General features: G+C 34.1%; 24 protein-coding genes. 10 read left to right on the top strand and 14 right to left on the bottom strand.

Annotated features, from left to right (window positions below):
* Positions 1-13 precede the first annotated feature (13 nt).
* From trpD to FHP05_RS10270, 6 genes are all read left to right on the top strand, one after another.
* A complete protein-coding gene (gene trpD / locus FHP05_RS10295) occupies positions 14-1039 on the top strand; it encodes an anthranilate phosphoribosyltransferase (RefSeq protein WP_147667952.1) in 1026 nt (341 codons plus the stop codon).
* Positions 1040-1834, top strand: a complete 795-nt coding sequence (gene trpC / locus FHP05_RS10290) for an indole-3-glycerol phosphate synthase TrpC (protein ID WP_147667951.1) — start codon at positions 1040-1042, stop codon at positions 1832-1834.
* Positions 1824-2450 (top strand): phosphoribosylanthranilate isomerase, encoded by a 627-nt coding sequence (locus FHP05_RS10285; protein WP_147667949.1) that lies wholly within the window; start codon positions 1824-1826, stop codon positions 2448-2450. Before trpC ends, FHP05_RS10285 begins: the two co-directional genes overlap by 11 nt.
* A complete protein-coding gene (trpB, locus tag FHP05_RS10280; RefSeq protein ID WP_147667947.1) occupies positions 2434-3636 on the top strand; it encodes a tryptophan synthase subunit beta in 1203 nt (400 codons plus the stop codon). Before FHP05_RS10285 ends, trpB begins: the two co-directional genes overlap by 17 nt.
* Positions 3633-4421: a tryptophan synthase subunit alpha gene (gene trpA, locus FHP05_RS10275; RefSeq protein ID WP_147667945.1), complete on the top strand. Its 789-nt coding sequence runs from the start codon at positions 3633-3635 to the stop codon at positions 4419-4421. Before trpB ends, trpA begins: the two co-directional genes overlap by 4 nt.
* 818 nt (positions 4422-5239) lie before the next feature.
* Positions 5240-5698: a hypothetical protein gene (locus FHP05_RS10270; RefSeq protein ID WP_147667943.1), complete on the top strand. Its 459-nt coding sequence runs from the start codon at positions 5240-5242 to the stop codon at positions 5696-5698.
* Positions 5699-5871: 173 nt separating this feature from the next.
* Here the strand turns inward: FHP05_RS10270 and FHP05_RS10265 are convergent, their stop codons facing one another.
* The 7 genes from FHP05_RS10265 to FHP05_RS10235 all read right to left on the bottom strand — a co-directional run bounded on the left by FHP05_RS10265 (position 5872) and on the right by FHP05_RS10235 (position 12262).
* Complete coding sequence (locus FHP05_RS10265; RefSeq protein WP_147667941.1) at positions 5872-6567, bottom strand: ABC transporter ATP-binding protein; 696 nt, start codon at positions 6565-6567, stop codon at positions 5872-5874.
* The gene (locus FHP05_RS10260) at positions 6567-7688 is read right to left on the bottom strand and encodes an ABC transporter permease (RefSeq protein ID WP_147667939.1); all 1122 of its coding nucleotides are present in this window, start codon (positions 7686-7688) and stop codon (positions 6567-6569) included. The genes FHP05_RS10265 and FHP05_RS10260 overlap by 1 nt, the downstream gene beginning before the upstream one ends.
* A 67-nt stretch (positions 7689-7755) precedes the next feature.
* The gene (locus FHP05_RS10255; RefSeq protein ID WP_147667937.1) at positions 7756-8214 is read right to left on the bottom strand and encodes a hypothetical protein; all 459 of its coding nucleotides are present in this window, start codon (positions 8212-8214) and stop codon (positions 7756-7758) included.
* A 114-nt stretch (positions 8215-8328) separates the two neighbouring features.
* Positions 8329-9726: a sensor histidine kinase gene (locus tag FHP05_RS10250; RefSeq protein WP_147667935.1), complete on the bottom strand. Its 1398-nt coding sequence runs from the start codon at positions 9724-9726 to the stop codon at positions 8329-8331.
* Entirely contained in the window at positions 9719-10417 is a 699-nt protein-coding gene (locus FHP05_RS10245) for a response regulator transcription factor (protein WP_147667934.1), read from the bottom strand. Before FHP05_RS10245 ends, FHP05_RS10250 begins: the two co-directional genes overlap by 8 nt.
* 191 nt (positions 10418-10608) lie before the next feature.
* Entirely contained in the window at positions 10609-11418 is an 810-nt protein-coding gene (locus tag FHP05_RS10240) for a cupin domain-containing protein (RefSeq protein WP_147667932.1), read from the bottom strand.
* Between the two features lie 160 nt (positions 11419-11578).
* Positions 11579-12262: a DUF421 domain-containing protein gene (locus FHP05_RS10235; RefSeq protein ID WP_147667930.1), complete on the bottom strand. Its 684-nt coding sequence runs from the start codon at positions 12260-12262 to the stop codon at positions 11579-11581.
* 85 nt (positions 12263-12347) lie between these two features.
* Here FHP05_RS10235 and FHP05_RS10230 point away from each other — a divergent pair, with 85 nt between their 5' ends.
* Positions 12348-12689 carry a DUF4363 family protein gene (locus FHP05_RS10230; RefSeq protein WP_147667928.1) on the top strand — a complete coding sequence of 114 codons (342 nt, stop codon included), beginning with the start codon at positions 12348-12350 and terminating at the stop codon, positions 12687-12689.
* A gap of 237 nt (positions 12690-12926) precedes the next feature.
* Here the strand turns inward: FHP05_RS10230 and FHP05_RS10225 are convergent, their stop codons facing one another.
* Both FHP05_RS10225 and FHP05_RS10220 read right to left on the bottom strand, forming a co-directional pair.
* A complete protein-coding gene (locus FHP05_RS10225) occupies positions 12927-13151 on the bottom strand; it encodes a hypothetical protein (protein ID WP_407923435.1) in 225 nt (74 codons plus the stop codon).
* 134 nt (positions 13152-13285) lie between these two features.
* Positions 13286-13840, bottom strand: coding sequence for a hypothetical protein (locus tag FHP05_RS10220; protein ID WP_147667926.1), 555 nt, complete (start codon positions 13838-13840; stop codon positions 13286-13288).
* Between the two features lie 185 nt (positions 13841-14025).
* Between FHP05_RS10220 and FHP05_RS10215 the strand changes: the two genes are divergently transcribed.
* A complete protein-coding gene (locus tag FHP05_RS10215) occupies positions 14026-16077 on the top strand; it encodes a catalase (protein WP_147667923.1) in 2052 nt (683 codons plus the stop codon).
* A 202-nt stretch (positions 16078-16279) separates the two neighbouring features.
* Here FHP05_RS10215 and FHP05_RS10210 read toward each other — a convergent pair whose 3' ends face one another.
* Both FHP05_RS10210 and FHP05_RS10205 read right to left on the bottom strand, forming a co-directional pair.
* A complete protein-coding gene (locus FHP05_RS10210; protein ID WP_147667921.1) occupies positions 16280-16531 on the bottom strand; it encodes a spore coat protein in 252 nt (83 codons plus the stop codon).
* An 11-nt stretch (positions 16532-16542) separates the two neighbouring features.
* Positions 16543-16731, bottom strand: a complete 189-nt coding sequence (locus FHP05_RS10205) for a hypothetical protein (RefSeq protein WP_147667919.1) — start codon at positions 16729-16731, stop codon at positions 16543-16545.
* A gap of 379 nt (positions 16732-17110) precedes the next feature.
* Between FHP05_RS10205 and FHP05_RS10200 the strand changes: the two genes are divergently transcribed.
* Entirely contained in the window at positions 17111-17998 is an 888-nt protein-coding gene (locus FHP05_RS10200) for a hypothetical protein (RefSeq protein ID WP_147667917.1), read from the top strand.
* A gap of 457 nt (positions 17999-18455) precedes the next feature.
* Here FHP05_RS10200 and FHP05_RS10195 read toward each other — a convergent pair whose 3' ends face one another.
* Both FHP05_RS10195 and FHP05_RS10190 read right to left on the bottom strand, forming a co-directional pair.
* Positions 18456-21104, bottom strand: a complete 2649-nt coding sequence (locus FHP05_RS10195) for a hypothetical protein (protein ID WP_147667915.1) — start codon at positions 21102-21104, stop codon at positions 18456-18458.
* A gap of 271 nt (positions 21105-21375) precedes the next feature.
* Entirely contained in the window at positions 21376-23865 is a 2490-nt protein-coding gene (locus tag FHP05_RS10190) for a DEAD/DEAH box helicase family protein (protein WP_147667913.1), read from the bottom strand.
* Between the two features lie 336 nt (positions 23866-24201).
* Between FHP05_RS10190 and FHP05_RS10185 the strand changes: the two genes are divergently transcribed.
* Positions 24202-25026 (top strand): tyrosine-type recombinase/integrase, encoded by an 825-nt coding sequence (locus FHP05_RS10185; RefSeq protein ID WP_147667911.1) that lies wholly within the window; start codon positions 24202-24204, stop codon positions 25024-25026.
* 223 nt (positions 25027-25249) lie between these two features.
* On the opposite strand, the gene FHP05_RS10180 is transcribed toward FHP05_RS10185, so the two are convergent.
* Positions 25250-25501 carry a hypothetical protein gene (locus FHP05_RS10180; RefSeq protein WP_147667909.1) on the bottom strand — a complete coding sequence of 84 codons (252 nt, stop codon included), beginning with the start codon at positions 25499-25501 and terminating at the stop codon, positions 25250-25252.
* Positions 25502-25613: the final 112 nt, after the last annotated feature.

Here is a 25613-nt window from a genome sequence, read left to right as displayed (position 1 = left end):
GGGGGAATTTCAAATGAAATATTATCTAGAAAAAATCATGAAGCATCAAGATTTATCATTTGAAGAAATGAAAAAAGCAATTACCCATTGCATTTCAGAACAAGCTTCAGATAGTGAAATTGCAGCACTACTAGCCGGGCTTCGAACAAAAGGAGAAACTGCCGATGAGATTGCAGGAATCGTAGAGATTTTGCGAAATGAATCTTTACAAACAACAAATGAATTTACCAATGTTATGGATAACTGCGGAACAGGTGGCGATGGATCGGGTAGCTTTAACATCAGTACAACAGCAGCTTTTGTGATAGCAGGTGCCGGTGTTACTATCGCAAAACATGGAAATCGTAGTATCTCGAGTAAAACAGGGAGTGCGGATGTATTGGAGCACTTAGGTGTTTCACTAACCTTATCCAAGGAACAAGTAAAGGAAATTTTACAACAAAACAATATCGCCTTTTTATTTGCACCACATGTCCATCCTAAAATGGGGAGATTCTCAAAGGTTAGAAAGGATTTGCAAATACCAACTATATTTAATTTAATTGGGCCTCTCACAAATCCTGTTACATTACAAACACAGTTACTAGGTGTTAATCACCGGGATATTTTAACAATGATGGCAGAAACTTTGAGGAAACTTGGGAGGAAACGAGCACTTGTTATAAATGGTGCTGGTTATATGGATGAAGCATCACTTGCGGGTGAAAATTATATCACTCAAATTGATAAAGGAAAAATTACATCTTTTACATTACATCCATCTGAAGTAGGATTACCTACTCATTCGATTGAAGAAATCCGTGGTGGTGATGCAAGAAGGAATGCAGAAATTTTATGCAATGTTTTAAAAGGAATGCCAGGCCCACATCTAGATACTGTCTTATTAAATGCCGGTTTAGGAATATTCGCTCATGGTACTGCAACAACTATTAATCACGGTATCGCTATGGCAAAAGAAAGTATTTTCTCTGGAAGAGCAATGGAAAAACTACAAAATTTAATCAACTATAGTAACACGATTCAAAATGAGGTGATGTAAATGACTATTTTGGAAAAAATAATCAAACAAAAAGAAAAAGAAGTTGCAGTACTAAAGAAAAGGAATTTTACACACATATATCAACCAAAGAATCCTATTATGTCTATTAAACAAACATTTTCTTCTTCCGAAAGTTTACAAATTATAGCCGAGATTAAGCGGTCGTCTCCATCTAAAGGGGCCATCAACATGCATATCAATCCCGTTGAACAGGCAAAAAAATATGAGGCGTTTGGTGCTAGTGCCATTTCTGTTTTAACAGATCACACCTTTTTCAAAGGCTCTATCGATGATCTCTATGCTGTAAGAAAAGCAGTCAATCTTCCGATATTATGCAAGGATTTTATTATTGATCCCATTCAAATCGACCAGGCAAAAGTAGCTGGTGCGAATATCATCTTGCTCATCGTTGCTGCACTTTCTACAACTCAACTAAAGGAACTTTACCATTATGCAAAAAAGTTGAATTTGGATGTACTTTGTGAGGTGCATAACGGAGAAGAGATGCAAAAAGCGCTCACAATTGGTGCCGAAATTATCGGCATCAACAATCGAAATTTAAAAACTTTCGAGGTTGACTTACGTACTACAGAAAAACTCGCCCCTACAATCAAGGATCCATCTACATTACTTATTAGTGAAAGTGGGGTCAAAACTCGTACAGATGCCCTGCGCTTAAGTAAGGCTGGTGTGAGTGGTTTATTAATTGGAGAAACACTTATGCAAGCATCTAACTTAGAAGAAACTTTCGAGAACTTAAAAGTTTTGAAAGGACAAATTCCCAATGCGCGTTAAAATTTGTGGCATTACAAGTAAAGAAGCAGCAAAAGAAGCTACGGAAGCTGGAGCAGACCTTTTAGGATTTGTTTTTGCCCCTAGTAAACGACAGATAACACCCGAAAAGGCAGCAAGTATAGCTAATACCCTACCCTCTTTCATAAAAACAGTTGGCATTTTTGTTAATGAAACGGTAGAAAACATAAAAAAAATTACAAAACAAGTCAACCTAGATTTTATTCAATTGCATGGGGATGAATCACCAAGTTTTCGAAAACAACTACCCTACCCTGTGATTAAGGCTTTTCCTGCCACAGAAGATAATTTTATAAAGGTAAGGAATTTCCCCTGTGATTTTTATTTGTTAGATAGTCCAAAAGGAAAAAGTCGTGGTGGAAATGGGACCGTATTTGATTGGTGTATTTTAAAAAAATTTAATTTAGACCATAAAAAATTGATTCTTGCTGGTGGACTTTCTCCTAAAAATATACAACAAGCAATTGCCACTGTCCATCCAGCAATTGTCGATGTTTCAAGTGGAGTGGAAACAAACGGGATTAAAGATCCTGTAAAAATGAAGCAATTTATTAAAAATGCAAAAGGAGAGACGGATGAACATGACCACATATACTAAGCCTAACACAGCAGGATATTACGGGAAATTCGGTGGTAAATTTATTCCTGAATTATTAATGCCTGCTTTAATCGAATTAGAAAAAGCATATGACGAGGCAATGAAAGATCCTGGTTTTATCAATGAACTTAATTATTACCTGCATCATTATATCGGACGGAAAACTCCATTATTTCGTGCCAAAAATCTGTCCAAACAACTTGGTGGACCAAATATCTATTTAAAACGTGAAGATTTAAACCATACAGGTGCACATAAAATTAATAACACCATTGGTCAAGCGTTATTAACACGTCGAATGGGGAAACAAAAAGTTGTTGCTGAAACAGGGGCTGGTCAGCACGGTGTGGCAACAGCTACCGTCTGTGCTTTACTAGGATTAGAATGTATTATCTTTATAGGTGAGGAGGACATTCGCCGGCAAAAACTAAATGTCTTTCGAATGGAGTTACTTGGTGCCAAAGTCAAAAGTGTTTCACAAGGAAGTGGCACACTAAAGGATGCTGTAAATGAAGCCTTACGTTATTGGGTCAGCCATGTGGAAGATACTCATTATATTATTGGTTCTGTTGTAGGCCCACATCCCTTTCCAAAAATTGTTCGTGATTTTCAAACAATTATTGGAAAGGAAACGAAAGAACAAATACTAACACAAACAAATCAATTACCAAATGCGATTGTCGCATGTGTTGGTGGGGGTAGTAATGCAATGGGAATGTTTTACCCTTTTCTTAACGATCAACAGGTTAAGCTATATGGTGTCGAAGCCGGTGGTAGTGGCATCCACACGAAGAAACACGCCGCAACCCTAACAGACGGTCGTGTCGGTATTTTACATGGCACAATGACAAATTTATTGCAAGATGAAAACGGCCAAATCCAAGAAGCCTCTTCCATTTCAGCTGGACTTGATTATCCAGGAGTTGGTCCAGAACATAGTTATTTACGAGATATATCACGTGTGTCTTATACATCAATTACAGATAAAGAAGCATTAGATGCTTTTCAATATCTATCGAAAGTAGAAGGAATCATTCCCGCATTAGAAAGTGCTCACGCTGTCGCCTTTGCCATGAAACTTGCTAAGAAAATGGATTCACATTCTTCACTTGTCATCTGTCTTTCAGGACGTGGTGACAAAGATGTCGAACAAGTAAAAACTGCATTGGAGGAAAGAAATCAATGAGTAAACAACAATTAGAGGATGCTTTAAAAAGACAATTATGTGCTAATCGTAAAATATTTGTCCCCTATATCATGGCTGGGGACGGTGGTTTGGAATGTCTGGCTGAGCGAATCCACTTTCTTAAGGAATGTGGGGCAACTGCTATCGAATTGGGTATCCCGTTTTCCGATCCTGTCGCAGACGGCCCTACCATACAAGCAGCAGGAAAACGTGCATTAAATAACGGTACAACATTAAATAAAGTCTTAACAACATTACAAAATATGAAAGAGAGCCGAGCAATCCCAATTATTTTAATGACTTATTTAAACCCAATTTATGCATATGGTATCGACAAGTTTGCGGAAGATTGCAATGATGCTGGTGTAGCAGGTGTCATTATTCCAGATTTGCCATTGGAAGAAGAAAATCTGGTATTGAATCATTTACAGAATTATGGTATCGCCTTTATCCGATTAGCTGCATTAACTAGTTCAAAAAAACGGCTAAAGGAAATTGCTCAGCGAACGGAAGGTTTTCTATACGCCGTTTCTGTTACCGGTACAACTGGTTCAAGATCTACACACCAAAATAATGTAAAAGATTATCTAAATCAATTGAAAAAAATGACGGATGTTCCCGTCCTAGCTGGATTTGGTGTTTCTAATCCACAACAAGCACAAGAATTAGGTAGTGCATGTGATGGTGTCATCGTTGGGAGTAAAATAGTAGATTTATTTCATCAAGGAAAAACTACTGAAATAAAGAGTTTGCTACAAGAAAGTATCAATACTGCTGTATTTTAGGAAATCTCCCATCTTGGTATGGAGGAATTTGGGACGGTGGCATGCTTTTAATTGATAAAACGTGGCCACCGTCCCAATTTCTATCTGAGTAATCTCATCTTCGTACTTTGTAAACCTTATACATTTTTCAACTATTGTTACTGTTTCACGCATTCCCCTCACCATTCGGGCTCTCACAACACCTATAATCGACATTTTCTAACTTTTTTCTTGCATTCCACCAAAAATATTTATATAATGATTTAAAATCAATCATAATAGCTATGAAAAAGATAAGTACAATTACCCGCTGATTTTTAGAGAGCTTGTAGATGGTGAAAAACAAGTATCAAGGTGAATTGGAATTGGGCTTTGGAGCTATATTTTTTTAAAATAAGTGATCTTGTTTTTTGCAAGATAATAAGGGTGGCACCGCGGGGCGTGTGTCATGAAACTACAAAACTTTTCAATTAAAGAAGATAATATAGATTACATTATTTTAGAATTTACAATAAGAAACAGCTGATTATGAGGTTATAAGTACTAAAAACAGCGGGAATTAATTCTTAAATGGTTAGCAACTATCGTTAAAAAATAAAATAACAGCAAAAACAGGATAGTAAAAAGGAGCTTGATTAGACAAGCTCCTTTTCATATGAATTAAATCGCATTCTTATTCACTAAATCCCTCATTAGTACAACAAGAAAAGGAAGTAATAGTTATTTAACTGTAAAGTATAAAGTAACTCTTATTACTTTCCTAAAAGTCATTAAATTACTAATTAAGCCATATCTATGAGTAACCGGTAACTTTTTATTCAAAGATTGGAGGAAAGTCAATGGTATTTAACGATATTCAAAAATTCCATGACAAGAAACAGAGGGAAGAAGTAAAAAAGAAAACTATAATAAGAGATCAAGTTATCGAAAAGTTCTTCTCCATTCATACCCCTAATGACATTAGAAATAAAATCAAGGAAGCAATAAATAAAGAAAGATTACCATCATTTTCATGTGATTATTTATTACGCTCAAGCTTGGAAGAAGGAACTAATCAAAATTATATTGAAGTTAAGAAACAAGATGAAGGAAATTCATACCTTTTAGTTGATCTAGATTTCCACAATATTAAACTTGACGATTACGATTACTTAAGTTTGTCACCAGTTTATAAAAAATTCAAGAAAGAACTAAAATCTGATTTCTACTTTAAAATCAATGGCAGAACAGAAGACGGCAACATTAGAATAGAATTCACTAAAGTAGATAAACCCCTTTTATCTAGATTTTTTAATTGAGACTCTGTTAAAATTAATTTTGAAAATAATAAAGAAACAGAACTTCAAATTTGTGGAAGTTCTGTTTCAGTAATATATTCTTCTTTTACTAAAATCCTGTTAGTTAAAGAACTTAATCCCCTTCCAACAAAACACTAATTCCATTGCCCTTCTTATTCCATTGACTCCATTAGTTACCGAATAGCAATCTGCTCATCTAGTAATGTTAAATTTCCGTCTATGATTTGATATACTTTATCACAATACTTCAATAAGCGTTCATCATGAGTGACCATAATAGCAGCTTTATTTCGAGCTTTCAATCCACTAGCCATCAGTTCAACAATTTCAAAGGCACGTTGTGTATCAAGACTAGCTGTAGGTTCATCAGCAAGAATAATGTTTGGATTATTCATTAATGCACGAGCAATCGCTGTTCGCTGCCGTTCTCCCCCTGAAAGCTGATCAGGATATTTAGTTAATTTATCAGCTAAGTCTACTTCATCTAATAAATCTTTAGCAAAATGTTTATCTTCCTTTGTAATAGAACCCTTCATTTTCTTTACAACTAAGAGCTGGTCGAAAACGGTTAAGTATGGCACAAGATTCGAAGTTTGCAAAACAAAGCCAATCTGGTCGAGTCGTAATTTTGAAAGTTCCCTGGGCTTCAAATCAGATAGATTGGTTCCATTAATAATTACGTTACCTTCAGATGGTTGCAGCAGAGCACCTGCAATGGAAAGAAAGGTACTCTTACCTGAACCCGATGGACCAATGACCGCTGCAAATTCCCCAGGTTTAACCGAAATAGAAACTTGATTTAAGGCAGTAAACTTCCTTTCTCCTTCTTGATAATATTTAGATACATTTTCAAACTGAATTCCTTTCATTACTCAACCCTCCCAATCGCTTGAAGTGGATCTATCTTCGTTATTTTTCGAACCGATAGAAGCGAACTTAATACAGACACAACTAACAATACGATCGCATAGCTAATTACGAGCTTAGGGTCAAGTGCAAAAGGCATCCCCTCTGGAAGAATCATAGCTGTTCCATATGTAAGTAAAATTCCTACTCCAATACTAATAACAGCTAGGAGGAATACTTGGGAAACTACTGCTCGTCCTAGAAATCCATTACCTGCTCCAATCGCTTTCAAAATACCAAATTGATTTGTTTTTTGTAACGTCATAACATAGAAGAAAACGGTAATGACAAATGCAGAAATGGCGAGAAGAAAGCCAAGCATCATCATAATTGTTCCATTTTCAGCAGTATAACCTGGTATTCCATTAATGGCTTCTTGTTTCGTTGCTGTTTCAATTCCTTCCACTGATTGATTGATATCTTCCAGAATAATATCTTCCCCTTGAAGCATAATCGCATTTACCGGGTTAATTACTCCCATATCTGAACCTGGTGCTGCAAAGTGGATTTTACGCCATGCGTCCATTGTCATAAAAATTGCTGGCAAATGGTTAAATGACTCATTTTCAACAAAGCCAACAACTTTAATTATCTCATCTGTACCTTCAATTTCTAGAGTATCACCCAAATCAATGCCTTGATTCTTTAATACATCGTTGACAATGACTTCTTGATCATTTCCTTGTACAAGTTTTTCCCCCTCAATGACTTCAGGCTCTAAAAATGTCCCTGGATTGATACCAAGTAGAGAAACATCAATTTTTTCATCCTCCGACGTCGCATTTTCTCTTAGAACCACTGCCGTTTGAGAACCCATTGGGGCAGCCTCATTCACATGTTCTAGTCTTTTTAGATCTTTGGATAAATCCTCCGATATAACTGACCTTAACATGGAATGCCGGGAGCCTTCCTCAAAGATAACATAATCCGCATCCATATTTTTAAACGTTGCCGCACTAAGTGCAGATAAGCCGTTTCCTAGTCCCGATAATATAAAAACAAGCCAAGATATTAAAACTAGAATCATACCAATCATAATAAATCGTAATTTGGCATGTTTAAATTCTCTTAATGCTAGAAACATAATTTCACCTCTAAGTTGTATTTTAGCACGTAGACTGCTTATTTTAACCTCTTATATGTAACTCTGTTTAAACCAAACGTAAGCCAACAACAATAATAATACCAACACCAAGTATTGTAGAGATTAATAGAAAGTTTGCATACAATTTCATAAGTTCTGCAAGCGCCTTTTCCTTTTTTAGTGGGATACCTTCCAGCTTTCTAGTTAATTTCACACTGTACATGGATACTAAAATAATTGTAAGCAGGATAATCAACGTCCCGCCCTGTTCCATGATCGTTATATAAAGCGGCATTGAACTTCGATTAAATTGTAAAACCATGTAAACACCTGATAATAGAATCAGTGCTAAACTAGGAAGAACACCCACCATCACCCATCTTTGAATTCCCTTCACAACTGGAGCTAAATCCACTAATTTCCTTTCATCTTTTGCTAAACCTTTTAATAGATAGCCAAGTGCAAAAAATGAACCTATCCAGATTGCAACACCAAAAATGTGAAGAATATAGCTTAAAGAATACAATACTTACATCCTTTCCTCTTTGTCTACTGTGCTGCGGTCTATCATAGCAAGCGAATATGAACAATATGTTAACAAGCATCATTTTTTTATGCGGGATACATAGTGGCCTAAAGCTTAGTTTAGCGGGAGGTTAAACGAGAAAGTCGTCCCTTCACCTGGCTTTGTTTGAACTTTTATTTCCGTTTCATGTAGGTCTATAATAGATTTAACAATTGCTAATCCAAGTCCAGCTCCTGATTTATTCGAGCGAGCCTCATCAACCTTAAAGAATCTCCTCCATATTAGATCTAATTGCTTCTCTTCTATACCAATTCCATTATCTTGTATATAGACGTACACATATGGTCTTTCTTCAGTAAGTTTGATGTCAACAACCGACTGTGAACTTGAAAACTGAATGGCATTATGTAGGAGATTCACAATTACCTGTTCTATCCGCTCTTTATCTGCATTAACATAGTAATCTCGATTAGTGTGTAAACGTATTTGCAGTTGTTTTTCCGTACAATGCGGTTCCAACTTATCAATAATTGTATTGATTTGATGCGTTAAGTTATAATTCGTTTTCAATAATTTATGATGACCTTCCTCTAATTGATTCATATCCAATGTATCATTTACAAGTTTAATCATTCGTTCGGTCTCCTCTTTCATGAGACGATAATAATAGTCGTGTCTATTATTGGGTATGGTACCATCCATAAGTGCTATGATAAATCCCTTTATAGATGTCAAAGGTGAGCGTAATTCATGGGACACATTAGAAATATACTGCCTCCGCATTGTTTCTAAATCATTCAGTTCATCTGCCATATGGGTAAAAGATTTCGCCAACTGGCCAATTTCATCATTCGATTGATAACGGACAGAATTTGAAAAATCACCTTTCGCATAGTGTCTTGCAATTTCACTCATTTCTCTTAGTGGAGCAGTTATTCTCTTTGACATAAACCATAAAACAACTCCCGCAAACATGATTGCAATGAAGAATGTAACTAAAATCATCCAAATAACCTGCTGATATTCATGGTTTAATTCATGGAAAATCATAACCATGATCGGCTGCTCTACTTCATCTATACTCGTGGAAAGCATAGTGGCAATCGTATATCGCAGCTCTCCATTTTCAAACCCTCCCTCGGACACTTTATTACCCATCATGACTTCGTTTAAAATGTCATTTTGGATTGGGATATACGTAGAGGCTTGATTTAAGTTCGGTCCAAAGATTTGGTCCCCCCTCTCATCGACAAGATAAATATGATAGCCTGGTTGATAGAGCGAATAACTTAGTATTTCAGCAGTTTCGCTGTGACTCCAATTGAATTCCTTTTGATTAGAAAGCTGTTTTTCGACCTGTACATATTGGTGTTGGTAGATTTCTTCATATTCTTCGTAAAGATTTAAATGAAATAAATAAAAAAAGACAGCGATAAATAATAAAAATGAAAGTACAATAATCAACGAATAGCTGATAAACAATCTTGAAAAAATAGAGTTTTTCTTAAGCATTCGAATTCACCTCAAACCGATACCCGACTCCTCGAATCGTAGCAATAGACCAATCAGCGCAATGTACAGCTAATTTATCTCGGATTCGCTTAATGTGAACATCAACGGTACGAGAATCTCCATTAAACTCATATCCCCATACCCTATCCAATAACTGCTGTCTCGTGAGAACCTGATTCGGATTCATTGCTAAGTAATAAAACAATTCCATTTCTTTTGGTGCCATTAGTACTTCCTCATTATTTATCAGGATACGATATTCCTTCATATGAATTACAATATTACTAAATTGGAGTGTGTCACTATCACTTTCTGATAAGATAGTTCTCCGTAATATGGTTTTCACACGGGCCGTTAATTCGTTTGGATCAAACGGTTTAACAACATAATCATCTGCCCCTATATCCAATCCATTAATAATGTCGTAGGTCTCTCCTTTACCTGTCAGCATGATAATGGGGACCTGTTTATCCTCTAGTCGGATCGTTTTACAAACTTCCCAGCCATTCATTTTAGGTAGCATGATATCGAGAAGGATACAATCAGGCGACTCACTAAAAAAAAGGTCCAGTCCTTCTTCTCCATCAGAAGCAGAAATAGATGAAAATCCAATCTTATCCATATATAACTGAATTAATTCTACAATATTTGAATCGTCTTCTATAATTAAAACTTTAATAGGCCGTTTCATACAATTACTCCTCTCGTTTATTATCTCATAGTAATATGAACAAAAAATTAATAATAAATACGAGGGTCTGATGCCATGTCCAGTCGAGTACTTATTTTAATCTATTATCCATTTTCATTTTCCTTTAAAACAAAACCAAAAAGGAATTTCATCAAACAAATGAGAAATTCCTTTTTTCACTAAGAGTTACGTTACATATTCTTACTTTGCTGAAGAAGTTTTGATTCTCCTGTACGTTCCCATTCTTCTACTGTTTCATATGCTGTTTCGGGAGAATAACCTTTTCCGACGAGAACTCCCATGAGAATAAATTCTTGAAGGATATGTGTAGGATTTATCCCTCTCTTAACGTCCTCTAATCCTTGTCTCACTAAAAAATCTGTGTACTGTACCCATTCATCTGGTGTTCTACCAAAATAAGTTTGATTGGACGAATTGTGATCTTCTTCCGCAGCCATTGCATCTGCTTTCGTTTGTTGAATCGTTCCAAATGGATGTTCTGGAGGTGCATAAATCGTATACAACTTTAACGGTTTATTTCCAGTATTAGTCAAGTTATGCCACGTACCAGCAGGCACCATAATAGCATAATCTTCAGAAACTCTCTTTTCGAAGTTCAAATTATTTTCAGATTCGCCCATTTGAACAAGCCCCTGACCTTCTTCAATACGTAGAAATTGATCCACATTTGGATGGACTTCTAAACCAATGCTCTCCCCAACACCTATACTCATTAATACGACTTGCAAATGGTTTCCAGTCCACATTGCCGTGCGGAAAGTACGGTTCTTTTCCGCGGCATCCTCTATATTGATTACAAATGGCTGTTTCCCTTGATCTTTGAATCCCATATTATCTGCTCTGTCTTCTACTTGCATGGGTTGATACCAATTCTCTATATTTGTTGTTTGTGGGTAACCCCAATATATAGGCTGTTGACGAATATAAGGCATTGGAACATTTACATAGTAATTCGGACCCGTATAAGGTGAAAAATACATTTTACCACTCCTAAATTATTGTCATAAGTATCCTATGCGTAATTCTCACTAAAGGTCCTAGTTACGTTTATATAATCATTAAAAAAGGATGATTTCAGAGAATCACCCTTTTAACCATCTTATTTTATTCAGTTCCTGCTACGAAAAAGAAGAGATGTAATTACTCTTCATATAAATCGATATACAATTCTCCATTTGAGTCAATTTGAGCAAGAAAGACATCTTTGATCTTATTAGCCCCTTGCTTCCGAATCTCACCTAAAAGCCACTCGTTCGTGTATCCTAATATTTCAATATTTTGCTTCATCACTTTACCATCCATAATTAAAATGGTTGGGCTATGTTCTTGTTGAACTTGGATTCCCAACATTTTTGCATTAACTGGCTGTTTATCTGTTTTAAGCATAACACTTAAATTACCATTCGTTTCTAGAATCGCCATTTCAACATCAGAGACTTTAAAGACTCCCTTCTCTCTCAATAAAAGCATTAATTCACTAACATTCAAGAGATTTTTCTTCATACTACCTTCAAGTACTTTCCCTTCTCTAATCAAAATCGTTGCTCTTCCATCTGTCAGTTTTGAAAAGGTATGCGATTTCATCCCTAAATATGCCAATGAGATTGGGAATAATCCCCAAATAAGTAAAGATATTATTCCATTTAGAGCTTTGACATTCTGATCAACTGACATTGTTGCAGCAATAGATCCTATTGTTATCCCTACACAATAATCAAAAAAAGTAAGTTGAGAGATCTGTTTCTTCCCCATTATTCTCGTCATAAGAAATAATACTAAGAAAGCTGCGATTGATCGTAACAGGATTAAAACAAGTTCCGGCATCGACTATTTCCACCTTTTACAATAATATTTATATATATTATTGGACAAAATAAGAATATTAATCCATTCAAAGGAGGAAAACTAGTTGAATAAAACAACTATCTTATTTTGCTTTTGCATCTTACTAATTCTTGTAGGTTGTGAAAACAATGTCGGTGGTCATGCTTTCTTTAACCAAATTAACGAAATTGAGAATTCATTGGAAGATCCAAACTGGGATAAGATAACTCTCCAAGCAGAAGAACTAAAAGAAATGTACAAAAAAGATAAATGGAAATTACAACTACTTGGAGACGAAGAAGAATACGAAACTCTATATGAAAGTATAAACAAGTTAATCATTGCTATAGAGGAAAAAGACCGTACGAATATAAGATTGGAATTAAGTGTTATACACACGCATATTGAAGATATTTATTCTTTATAAAATAAAAGTTTTGCAATCTCTCCTTCTTATTTCCATCTTGCTTGGACAAATATACATCAACTATAAAAGTGAATATTCGATGACCTACTACAGGCAGGCCATCAAAATTCAATTAACCAATAACATTTTTCATAAAAGTCTATAGCTCTTTTTACTAAATGTTAACACATAAACCTTTTATTTTAGGCAGTAGCCAACCTTATTTTTTTCTATTTTGGTAAGTTAACCATGCAGTTTTTAAGGAAGAGTAAGTTCCAACTGCAGCAGCCCCATAAAAATGCCAGCTGCTAGATCCCCTCTATGACTAATAAAAATGGAAATCAAAAATCCAAGGATACTCGCTATCGTAGGAAAAAATTGACGAGGTATTGGTAACAACTTAAAACATTGCGTTAATAACACAATTGCTGGAACGGCTAAAAGACCATCCCAAATATTTGTATGAATCGTTGGAAAATCCAAATCATCACCACCTTCGTACTTAATTTGTTAATTTAAGAATAATTTATACATCATAATAATTGGTCATTATTTTTCATTACACTTGTAAAAAGGTCTGTTTCATTTAAGAAACAGACCTCTATTCAAAATATTACTTAATTGGATTTTTTTTCATTCTTAAATTCCTGCAGAAGTTCCCGTAAAAGTTTAAGTTGATCTTCCTGGTTTTGTTGGGTAATGCACATTTGCTTTTGTAATTCTAGAATTTGCTGCTTCATTTCAGTATCTTGTTTATAGGTTCCATTACTCAAAGGAAGATTCGTTTGATTTGATGACTGAAATATGTCAATCAAATCCATTTCTTGATTCTTTTGCTGTTCTTGCTGCCATTGATTAAGTTGGTCCATTTGTTGTTGAAAGTCTTTCTCCTTTTGTTGTTGATCTTGCTTTTGTTGCTGTAACTGCTGTTGTAATTGGTCTATTTGATTTTGCATTTGTTGTTGTTCTTGCTGTTGTTGTTGATCAGCTTGTTTAGCTTCCATAATAGAAGCAAGTGCACCATAGAGTGCTATCGAATCACCAACTATAGTTGTGAATCCTCCAATTAATCCTAAAAGTTCTCCTCTTGATAAACCTGCAAATTGATTATTTGAAGAACCATATTTAGTGATATCATTTTTATTTGAATTGATTCCTTCAAATCTGTTCACAGCAATCACCTATTTTCAACACACTCTATATATATGTATTACTCTTTAAACAATTTGTTCCAATTAGAAAATATCTACAGGGCTGCAAACAAAGCATGTTTAGTGGATTCTTTCCACAGTGCTTCCTTCGTAATTTGGAATAATCTAGTATATCATTCATATCTTTATTATGGAGGTGAGATTTATTGACTGATAAGCGAAATCAAGGTCAGAACAAGAAGCAAAAGCAGCTTGATGTTTTTAAGGTGAACGATAAAGGTAAGGCGCTTACCACAAACCAGGGGTTAAAAATGTCTGAAGATGAGTTTTCCTTAAAAGCAGGCGAACGTGGTCCTACATTGATGGAGGATTTTCATTTTCGTGAAAAAGTGACCCACTTTGATCACGAACGAATTCCAGAAAGGGTCGTTCATGCACGGGGGTTCGCAGCACATGGAGAGTTTGAATTATATGAAGATATGAGTCAATATACAAGAGCAAAGTTCTTACAAGATACATCGACTAAGACACCAGTTTTTGTGCGTTTCTCTACTGTAAATGGTGCAAGAGGTTCTGCTGATACGGTTCGTGATGCTAGAGGCTTTGCTACCAAGTTTTATACCGAAGAAGGAAATTATGATTTAGTTGCCAATAATATCCCAGTATTTTTCATTCAGGACGGCATAAAATTTCCTGATGTCGTTCATGCATTTAAACCGGAGCCTGACAATGACATACCACAAGCCTCTACTGCACATGACACATTTTGGGATTTTGTAGCAAATAACCAAGAAAGTGCTCATATGATTATGTGGATTATGTCAGACCGGGCCATTCCAAGGAGCTTTCGCATGATGGAAGGGTTTGGTGTACACACTTTTCGCTTGATCAACGAAGAAGGGCAAGCTCATTTTGTTAAATTTCATTGGAAGCCAAAGCTAGGAGTCCATTCGTTGGTTTGGGACGAAGCTCATAAATTAGCAGGTATTGATCCTGATTTTCATCGTAATGATTTATGGAATGCCATTGAGAACGGCCAATATCCTGAATTTGAATTAGGTTTCCAAATCATCAAGGAAGAAGACGAATTTAATATGGAGTTTGATATTTTGGATGCAACAAAGATATGGCCTGAAGAAGTTGTTCCAGTAAAAATCATTGGAAAAATGACATTAAATCGCAATGTCGATAACTTCTTTTCAGAAACGGAACAGGTTGCTTTCCATCCGGGACATGTGGTGCCCGGAATTGATTTTACAAATGATCCACTCCTACAAGGACGCTTGTTTTCCTATATTGATACTCAGCTTATTCGACTAGGTGGTCCTAACTTTCATGAAATTCCAATTAACAGACCCGTTGTACCTTTTCATAATAATCAGCGGGATGGATATCATAGACAAACGATTAATGTTGGAAAAGACAACTATCATCGCAACTCACTTGCAGGAAATACACCTGCACCAGTAAGCCCTGCAGAAGGTGGATATGAGCATTATCAAGAAAAAGTCGAAGGCCGAAAGATTCGAGCTAGAAGTGAAAGTTTTACCGACCATTTCTCACAAGCCACACTTTTTTGGAATAGTATGAGCCCAGCGGAGAAAAAACATATTACCGATGCTTTTAGCTTTGAACTCGGTAAAGTGAAAAGTAAATCTGTGAAACAACAGTCGGTTGATATGTTTGCAAACGTGGACCTAGAACTTGCCAAAACAATTGCAAAGAGAATTGGTGTGAATCCCCCAACATCAGGTGGTTCTAATGTAACTGCCTCTTCTCCAGCCCTAAGTCAACAAAATACAATATTTATACCTGATACAAGGAGAGTTGCAGTAATTCTTACTAAGGGCTTTCATGGCCCGGAAGTAAAGTATGTTTTAGACCAATTGGAAGGTGCCAACCTGTTTATTGATATCATTAGTGAACATCAAGGGAAAGTATCAGGATCAAACGGAATTTCTATAGATGCCAATCAGACATTTCAAACTGCAAAATCCGTCCAGTACGACGCAGTTTATATTGCAAATGCAAGTCAAACAAATAGGGAATTCAATAAAGATGCCGTGTATTTCATCGATGAAGCGTTTAGGCATTATAAACCAATAGGCGCAACTCATGGAGGAATCCCAGCTTTAACCATCAACAAGTTGGATGGAAAACAAGGCGTGATCATAGGGAAAGATAATATGAGAAAATTCTCAGACGAATTTATAAATGCTATTGCCCTCCATCGTTTTTGGGATAGAAAGATTGTTTAACTGATGTTGTGAAACAAGCAAAATCGATACAACACAACCCCTCCTTCAAAAATGGAGTGAGGGGTATTTTAGGAGAAGATATAAACGTTTCAAAAGTGAGTGTTATAATTCAAAAAAACATCATCTATTTTCAATCAGTTAATGATTTCCGAAAATATAAAAAGCCGAACACAATATTCGGCCTTTCACAATTAATATTTCATTATTCAGACATTAATTGATTTCTCAATTGCTCAACTACTTCCTTTGAAGCTGGAGCAGCCGGCTTATAATGTCCCTTTTGAAGAGCATAACTATATAAAGTTCGTTGACGGGACTCATCCTGGTCCCTCATTTGAATCAAAGTCTGCCTTAAATCTGAATTATTCGTTTGAGCGATTATATGTGCATAGCCTGTCAAACTTGCATTTATCCCAGCTAGATAATCATTTACCATTTCTTTATCTTGTAACATTTTTTAACCTCCTAATTTAAATATGACATTAAACCTTGCTGAGCTTGTTTTGCTGCTTGTGCATCTCTTTCAAAAATTACTTTCAACTCAGGGTCAGCACAACTTTGTGCATACGCTTCTAATTTTTTTGCTACATTTCCATGTCCCCCGATTAAACTACGTAGGTGTTCTACCTCTAATTCAGTTAGATTTTGATTCATAACCATCCTCCTTTCGTTATAATAAATTGTCCTATTTAAAAAAATTAATTCAAAGACTTAAGAATAAAAATAGATAAATTTATTTACAAAAACAATGAAAAATAACTTCTTTAATTGCATAAAGAACTAAAAATGAAATCTTCTTGGTATAACTCTTATTCGATTACACAGAGTATAAGACTATTTTCTAAAATAGACGTATTTATTATTTTTTCTTAAATTTTTCCTGTATACATAGTCCGATGAATAGTAATCAAGTACATCCTATAACTGTCCTAACTTACAATTTTAGTCTCCACGGAACTTATAAAATGGATTTTGGGGATATTTTGTATGATAAACTATGGTTATTGAAATCTTATTGGGAGGTGCTTTAAATTTGATATTTGATATGAGTGGTTATGATAGCACTTTAAAATCACTATTAGAGTTTCTAAGCTTAAATGAGGAAGATGTAGAAAATATATTCAATTTTGTTTACCTTGAAAGTACAGATGTAGAAGACTTTCTAGAATCATTTGAAATTAAAGATGAACATTTGTTTGATAAGGATGTAGAACTGGTAAGTCTACACAGCACTACTAGTATAGATAAATGTAAATCTATTAAAGAGCTAGGGATCATTAATTTACAAGAAGCAGTATCAGAAAAAACACCATTAATGAATTTTTTAAGTGCAAAAGAAATCCATATTAATGTTAAGGAAAAATACATTTTGTATAAAGGTAACAAAATTGAAATCTTTGAGAAAACAAATGGTTTCTCATTAACCGATAAAGAAGAGTACAGAAACCGTGTAATACACAAGATTTATGGAGATTTCCACATCAACGGATTTCTATGTCATTCAAATGTAGTTTCATATGGTGGATATACAAGAGATAGACCTGAAATACTTTTTGATTTAGCCCAATTTCTAAGCGATCCTACAATTGAGAGTGATTGGGTTAAAAATAAAGATAAAGAACATTTTATTATTAAATTCAAGCAACCCCTTAACAATTATAAATATTGGACATTTGAGGTTGAATATGAGGATAATTATTACGGAATTACGAAAGATAATCTAGATTATTTACCGAACGAAGTTATTGAAGTAAAAGTAAAAAGGTGGTTGATTCAAAAATCCCTCTATATTTTGAGATACGGAGTATATGAATTATTTTCTTATGTACATCCAAAAGTAAAAATAGAACCAAAAGACATCATAGAAATTATGTCAGAAAAAGAATACATTGATAGATATAAAATAGAAGGTAATTCTTAATACAGTCTGATAAGCTGTCTATATTGTTTAATCTGCGACATCCCTTTTTGAGGAAATGATACATCCAACCATCACAATAATGTCATCAAACGTTTATTATTCTCAAAAAAGCTATGAATATGCCGTTTTCTCTATTTTTGGAGGGTTTTAACCACTTTATAATTAAAAGACGAATTTATTCGGGCTTATGCTAATTTCTTATTTTTTTCACTAGTGTACATGGTAGTAAAACCTATATGTATAACATGAAATAAATTGAAAATAATAAATACGCCCGAAAAAAATGAAAAAAATTAACGATTAATAACTCTTATTAATATTTTTAATCGTTAATTGTCATTAGTAACTGTTGTATTCAATATAAAGATTATAATCATTATTATTGAAGAACAACAGTTTTAATGGTTAACAACCAAAGACAAATGCAGCCAACTTTTTCAAGCTGACTGCACTAGGATTATTTCATAAGATCTATTAATTCTTTTTGTGACAATGATATGTACTCTGCTCCAACAACAGGTAAATTACTAAGAATAAGAACTTTGGCAGGGAATCTATTTACCCTCGCCCTCCCTATTGCCTGCAACAATTGGGTTTCAACTAGATAGAATTGAATTTCCTTCAATAAAATATCATTGCTATATGTTGTAAAATAGAATCTTAAGCCATTTCTTTCAACAGGCCTATACTCCATTCTACTTTCTTCCAGACCCATTCTATAACCTAAAGCAACACTTATTAATAGATATGCAATTGGATTAAGATGCGGTGTTCCAATTACTGTGATATTTTCTCCTTTAAGATTATCAATTCCCTCAGTATTACCAAAATATATTTCTTCATGTTTGCCACCTGTGGAGAAGTCCTTATATGTAATAATTTCACTTTCTGGATTATAACGTTCCATAAGGTTTTCTGCTAGAGATTTTAACTCCTTATGACTTTCTTTGATTGTATATCTGCTAAAACTCTTCGATGTTACTTGTAGAATACTGCCAGCAGGTCTGACCAATCCCAAATCTATAAATGTAACATCCTCTCCAAATACTAGTTTAGATATCTTTTCATTAATAGTTGCGCTTAGAATGATAGTCTTTTTACTTTTAGATAGTTTTTTTCTTTGTATAAAATATATGTAATCTGTATTATGAATTCGCATTTTTAAGAAATAATCGCAATTAAGAAACCCTAATACATTTGAACTTATGGTCCTCTCCTCAACTATTGTTTGTTCTAGATCTTTTACAGATGGTAATAAAAACGACGACCGTTCCTGAACAATATCAAACGGAGCATTCAATATCATGTTTTGAAAAGTAATGATAACATCCTTGTTCACTTCGTTGTCCTGTAACTTCGTGAATGCAAAAACTAAATCGGATACTTTCATTTGAGATATAGGAAAAAGACTTGGTATCGGATCTTCATCGAATATAACGGTTGAATTTGAATCGTCATTAGTGAAGATTGAACGTTGATGCGTTGTTAGTAACAACTCATTTTTTGAAGTCTTTAGTTTATCTAATTCCTCAAGAAATATTGACACATCTTCATTTTCATTGGAAATCTGTCTGAGATACTTATTAACTGTCGTATACGCACCAATATTATATAAATGCTCAATCTTTTCTGAGAATGGCTCTTCAAGTAAAGGTAATTCCGGTACTTTTATGTGCTTTATCTTTTTAGAATTTAAACGCTGTGAAACTTCCTCTTTCAACCTGTGTGTAGGAAAAGCAATACTAAAATGGTTTTCTGCTGCAAAATTGACAATTGCTTCCGTTTTTCCAATTCCAGTAGGGGCTTTTATTACATAGACACCATTCTCAGTACTTTTTAACAAATCCCCCAATACATTTTCTAATTTCCTATATACTTCATCAACATCTTGAAATTGGGGCTCCTCAATAACCTGCACACTACCACGTGGTAACTTCCCTTGCTCAATCATATTTTTGGCATGGATACATTCATCAGCAAAAGGACAGTATGTATTGCACCTTGTTGGAGCATAATTCATTTTCCTAATCTGGTTCATCATTAATGACCATTCTTCTCGCTTTTCAAGATATTCTTTCCTAGAATTAATAATTTCTACTACCTTGGATTTTCCACCTTCCACATTTAACAGATTCGTCATCAAACCAAACATTTCATTATGATATAACCAATAGTCCCCAGAGATTCCTTCCCGATAGAGTTTGCATCTCTTCTGTAAATTTTCAAATGGAAAGTTTCGTACCTGTTTCATCACTTGTTCCTCATAGGTTTTTGATTCAAAGGAAAAAGATTCATTATCCTGATAGAAATCCTTAGAGAAGACTAAGTAATAGTCAAAATGACTATTTTCTCCACGCGTACTATAGTAATTAATAGTGTTGGTGCGGTTTTTAGTCTTAGAGATAAATAGGTTTTCCCATTTACTTGGCAATTCCAGTTCCTCAACTTTCTTATAATGAGGATATCCTTTATGAAAAGCCAGTCCAGAGGCTTTACAGAATCTCTTCATCTCTCTTGTGGAATTGGAACTAGATTTTATCTTACGTACAACCCCATCTAATATATCTGGTATACTCACAACTCCCTTATGTAGAAATTCAATTTTCTTCCCCCCGAATAGTACCCTTGCAGCATCATTAGCATTTTTATCAGAGGTTGGAAATAATGTAGTTAATGCAGTTTGGATTACATTCCGGACCCGAATATCTTGAATTTCCTCATCTAAAACAAATACCATTCTAAACTTGTGGTATTGATCCGTATGACTAAAGGTTGAATAAACGAAGGTAGGTTTAACTCTCCATTTTTCACTAAGTCTAATTGCCTCCTCAATCCGTAGTCCTGAATCAATATCTAATGCGAATATCTGTTGACTTTTCCAATTTTGATTTAATCTTTTTGCTTTAGCAAAGGTAGCAGGTGTAAATGACTTTGCATTTGGTAAAGTTACATTTTCCATTAACTCCTTAATTGTAACGCGAGTAACCTGCCCTGCTATTCTTTCTGATATCCTCACTACTTCATTCTTGCTAGGTTTTTGATTAAAACCTTCTTGATCCAAACAAACGTTAATTCTCTCTTCTAAAAATCCTTTCTTACTAACCATCGTATCCCTCCTCTCAAAAAGGAGGAGCATGGTATTTTTAATAGTAGTATGATAATATTCTATATTTTTTCTTCTAAATCAACTCCTCAATAAATTATTCTCAATGGTTACAGCTATATAATATGTCACTTAAAATTTCCTATCAAATTTTTAGGGTAGGTATTTTATGATATAAGTTTTATTAAATACATTTGATAATTCGATTAAGATGTTTCCCATAAAAAAAGCATCTAAAACACATTTGTAATATGCATTCAGATGCTTTAAAAAACTATTTATAGTTCGATGTATACTTATCTACAAATTGCAGTTCCTTAAAAGAATACCTTTTCAATAATTCATCCACTTTATTAACATCGTTCGAATTTGCAGCTATACCTTGAGCGAAACTTTTCAAATTTGTTTTTATATCTTCAAGATTAGTTTCATTTATAATTTTTATATCTTTATTAGGCGATGCCGCATATTCAAACTTATTAGACCTATGCACCATAATTGGTACATGACTATTCTCCTCATCATATTTTTCATAAAACCAATTTATTGATCCATTTAATTGATTACAGTCACTTTTGCTAATATAATCCGTAACTGCACCATTTTTACACTCAATCACAAAATAGTTTGATTGTCCAATAGACCATAAGTTATCCGGGCCTTTTCTAAACTGTTTTTCGGGTCGTTGCCCTCTAAATCCTAGTACAAATGCCAAATCCATCATTGCTTGTTCAAAAGCGTTTGCAGTTTTGGGTAAGAAAACTAAATTCTCTATTAATTTATTAACAAATAAAATATATTTATTAGGGCCTCTAAACTTCTGATTAATGTAATTTACTAATTCTTGAGCCTGAGAAACATCTGTTGGTATAAGTCTATCATATTGAATCCCTTCAATCGGATGAATAACTTGACTATTATCCTTTACAGCAGACATAAGGGTTTGTTGAGCTTCAATAGGGTCGTAAAAATGAAGGTACTCTGCTAACTTTTGCTTCGTTACTCCTCTCAAAATTTCATTTTCCTCTTCGTTAACTATATTCAATAATAATTTAGTCGATTCTCTATAATTTTTTTTAAGTGCATGGTTGTATGCTTCACGTTCTATTATTACTCTTTCATCAAATTTAACACTTGGATCATACTTAACTTTAACTAATGCACCTCTTGAAGTTTTAATCCAGTTCTTATCTCGATTTAATGAGTAATTAATTACATCTTTAAGTTCTTCAAGTTCTTTACCACGTAGTTGTTTTGATAACTGGGATGAGAGTTCCATTTGCTTTCTAGTTGCAGCAGTAAATTTAGATATTGCACCATTTACATAAAGGTGATTTACTAGCGAGCGTCCCATTAAAAAGACAACACAATAATCATCCTTTGATCGAATTCCCCTACCCATTCCTTGTTCAATTTTTTGTATTTTATTATTTAAGACTAATTCACTTCCCTGTAAGGCAGACTCTTCTATTTTGTCTATCTTTCTTCTAACATCAGGAAGTCCATCTATTACTAACACTGTACAAGCACTTTTAGGAAGATCAATTCCATCATATTTATTTATAACTACAACTAAACCTACATGCTCTTTTTTTAACTTTTCAACACCAGCATGTAAATTTTTAGAGTTTAATATCATATCAGCTACGTCTTCCCAATATTTTGCTCTATAATTAGATGGTACAATTATCACGAGGTTTTGAGTTTGTGAAATTTCTTTGTAAAATGTCTTTAATTGATCATCGGAAATATCAGGATTTAATTCCTGTGGAACAATTATCATTCTTTCACCAATATCATTTGAACTATTAGGTGTTATAGCTTGTGATATTTTGGTGTGATCAATATTAAAATGGGATACTAGAATACTATCATCTGAAATTGTCGCACTCATAAAAATCCTTCTATGAGCATTTTGAAAACTAGGTATGTTATGTATTGGTAAAAACTTAGGTGATATCTCTAAGCCATCACTACCTATTACACAGTAACAATGTTCTATATTATTTTTAATTAATGGCCAGCCAAACATTAATGATTTTAAATTTTCATCAGGACTATCTTTATAACTGTGTAGTATTCTGATAACGTCGCTTTTATTATCAATCCAACTCCAAAATGGTACTATTCTATTTGCGTTAGGGTCTCCTGCTTCTAATTCAATTAATCCTACTTCTGACTGTTGTTTAATACTTTCCCTAAATAAATTAAGTAATTCCGTATACACAACCGTGTCATACGGTATTTTTATAGAGAATTGATTCTCTGCAATATCAAGGCATGCGTGAGCATCGTCAATAATAATGCTTCCAATATTGATTTTTATATTGTCAGTTCCAAAAACTGATTTTCCATTTATTAGCTTAAATATATTTATAATTAGGATTGATTCACCTTTCAAGAAACTAGGATCACCTGTATCTTCCGTGACATCTATACCTAAGCTCATGGCCTCATTAATAACTTGTTTAACCAAATAAGGATCTGGCACAACATAAACTGCAGGGCCTTTATTTTCATTAAGACAACTCTTTAACATCAATAGTCCAACAACGGTCTTACCACTCCCCGTATTCATTTTAATAATAACGTCTTTTTTATCCCGGTAATCTTCAAACCATTTATTCAACACCTCTGTCTGGACATCTCTTAAATATTCTTCATATTTATCATCCTTTTCTGGTAAGACATCAAATAACTCTCTTGGATTAATAACTGTATCAACCGAATTGTTACCATTTAATTTTCCAAAATCAATAATCATAAATAAGCCACTCCACTTCTTATTGTATTACTGTCTATATTAAACTTTTATCTAATATTATAAAAGTATGTTAAGAGTTGTTCGTACAAATTTTGTACCATTAAATTAATCTTAGTATTAAATAATATTTAACAGGAAATCAACCTTCCGTATTGAATCGTGAGAATGATACAATCTTTACTCAAGACAAAAAAGGAGATGTCGTAGAAAAATTGCGTGGAACTATTATTCTACGCAATAATTGGCTTGATTTGGATTAAATTAACGTCTAATTATGACCATTAACTCAAGAGAATTTTGTCGTGGAATTATTCATTATTTAAAAGAGGTGATTTTATGTTAGAGACATATCAAGAGGAAGGTCTTATAGGTAAATCAAAACAGACTATAAAAACCTACATGTTTTGTTTATCAAAATTTGCTGAGTGGCTTGATGGTGCAGGAGCGGATTTAGAAGAGTTTTCCCGAACAGATGTTCAGCAATATATTGACTATCTCGTTAGCCGGGGGTACTCTGCAACAACAATCAATAAATATTGGAGTTCAATAAAACACTACTGTCGCTGGGCAGAAAAAGAGTATGCCATAGAAGATATCTCTGTAATTACACCACCAAATATGCTGAACCAGGCACCTAAAGCACTTTCAAGAAATGATGTTAACAAACTTATAAGAGAAATTGATAGATCAGGTAGTACAAGAAACATGGCAATTACACAAATCTTGGTTAATACAGGTATCAGACTCAATGAACTAGTTAACCTTGATCGCAATGACATTGTAATGAGTGAAAGAAAAGGAACCTTAAAAGTGCGATTCGGAAAAGGAAATAAGGAGAGACAACTCCCATTATCATCAGAAACAAGAAGAGCAATTTCAATGTATTTAGAAACAAGAAATGATTCACATGAGGCATTGTTTCTTTCCAATCGAAATAAAAGAATATCAGAACGGACAGTTCAACATATTTTTGGAAAAAAAGGAATTAATGTCCATTCATTGAGGCATACCTTTATTACCAAACTAGTCCGGAATGGTGAAGATTTTAGTTTAATACAGTCTTTGTCAGGACATGCCAATGCTGATATGGTAATGAGATACTCTAGTCCAAGTGCAGAAGATAAAGCAGAAGCGGTTTCGAGATTGTGGTTGTCCGAATAATCGTTCTCTAACCAAAATCACGATAAGTTCTATAAGTAAAAAACGAAAGGGCTTTCTTAAAAGAAATTACCCTTTCGTTTTTCACCTTAGAGTGTTTTAAATTTTCGTATTTCATCTACAAAGTTCTCCAGCGTCATTATAATCAGGTCAATTCATTCACCGATATTTTAACATATTCAGAAACTAAGAAAAAACAATAAATTAATCATTCTTCTGCCGCTTTTTATAACGAAATCAAATTATCCTTAATTGCTCTTAACTTTTCTAAATTTTTATTTATAGCGTTCTCTAAAAGATAACTTATTGCACTAATAAAGTTATTACATACCACTGCATCAACCATAATAAATTCATCATCAAACATTTGTGCAATACAAGCACCATATTTACCAGACTCGTCAAGTTTTATAATTGCAAATCTAATAACAATACCAGAGAAATCAATATCTTCCTGCCATAAAAATTCATTATTCATATGAAATCCCCCCTTCCATGTATTGAATTAAACATTAAGAGAGGGTTTCCTTTTTATTACCCAAGATTTTTTAAAGTATCTATTACTTTTATTACCAAGTTCTAAAATACAG

Source organism: Cerasibacillus terrae, assembly GCF_008039555.1.
GTDB lineage: Bacteria > Bacillota > Bacilli > Bacillales > Amphibacillaceae > Cerasibacillus > Cerasibacillus terrae.
This window is presented reverse-complemented; position numbering and strand designations above follow the sequence as displayed.

Coding starts and splice junctions, on each gene's coding strand:
- trpD (WP_147667952.1), top strand. CDS start 14: ATGAAATATTATCTAGAAAAAATCATGAAGCATCAAGATTTATCATTT.
- trpC (WP_147667951.1), top strand. CDS start 1,040: ATGACTATTTTGGAAAAAATAATCAAACAAAAAGAAAAAGAAGTTGCA.
- FHP05_RS10285 (WP_147667949.1), top strand. CDS start 1,824: ATGCGCGTTAAAATTTGTGGCATTACAAGTAAAGAAGCAGCAAAAGAA.
- trpB (WP_147667947.1), top strand. CDS start 2,434: ATGACCACATATACTAAGCCTAACACAGCAGGATATTACGGGAAATTC.
- trpA (WP_147667945.1), top strand. CDS start 3,633: ATGAGTAAACAACAATTAGAGGATGCTTTAAAAAGACAATTATGTGCT.
- FHP05_RS10270 (WP_147667943.1), top strand. CDS start 5,240: ATGGTATTTAACGATATTCAAAAATTCCATGACAAGAAACAGAGGGAA.
- FHP05_RS10265 (WP_147667941.1), bottom strand. CDS start 6,567: ATGAAAGGAATTCAGTTTGAAAATGTATCTAAATATTATCAAGAAGGA.
- FHP05_RS10260 (WP_147667939.1), bottom strand. CDS start 7,688: ATGTTTCTAGCATTAAGAGAATTTAAACATGCCAAATTACGATTTATT.
- FHP05_RS10250 (WP_147667935.1), bottom strand. CDS start 9,726: ATGCTTAAGAAAAACTCTATTTTTTCAAGATTGTTTATCAGCTATTCG.
- FHP05_RS10245 (WP_147667934.1), bottom strand. CDS start 10,417: ATGAAACGGCCTATTAAAGTTTTAATTATAGAAGACGATTCAAATATT.
- FHP05_RS10240 (WP_147667932.1), bottom strand. CDS start 11,418: ATGTATTTTTCACCTTATACGGGTCCGAATTACTATGTAAATGTTCCA.
- FHP05_RS10235 (WP_147667930.1), bottom strand. CDS start 12,262: ATGCCGGAACTTGTTTTAATCCTGTTACGATCAATCGCAGCTTTCTTA.
- FHP05_RS10210 (WP_147667921.1), bottom strand. CDS start 16,531: ATGTTACAAGATAAAGAAATGGTAAATGATTATCTAGCTGGGATAAAT.
- FHP05_RS10205 (WP_147667919.1), bottom strand. CDS start 16,731: ATGAATCAAAATCTAACTGAATTAGAGGTAGAACACCTACGTAGTTTA.
- FHP05_RS10195 (WP_147667915.1), bottom strand. CDS start 21,104: ATGGTTAGTAAGAAAGGATTTTTAGAAGAGAGAATTAACGTTTGTTTG.
- FHP05_RS10190 (WP_147667913.1), bottom strand. CDS start 23,865: ATGATTATTGATTTTGGAAAATTAAATGGTAACAATTCGGTTGATACA.
- FHP05_RS10185 (WP_147667911.1), top strand. CDS start 24,202: ATGTTAGAGACATATCAAGAGGAAGGTCTTATAGGTAAATCAAAACAG.
- FHP05_RS10180 (WP_147667909.1), bottom strand. CDS start 25,501: ATGAATAATGAATTTTTATGGCAGGAAGATATTGATTTCTCTGGTATT.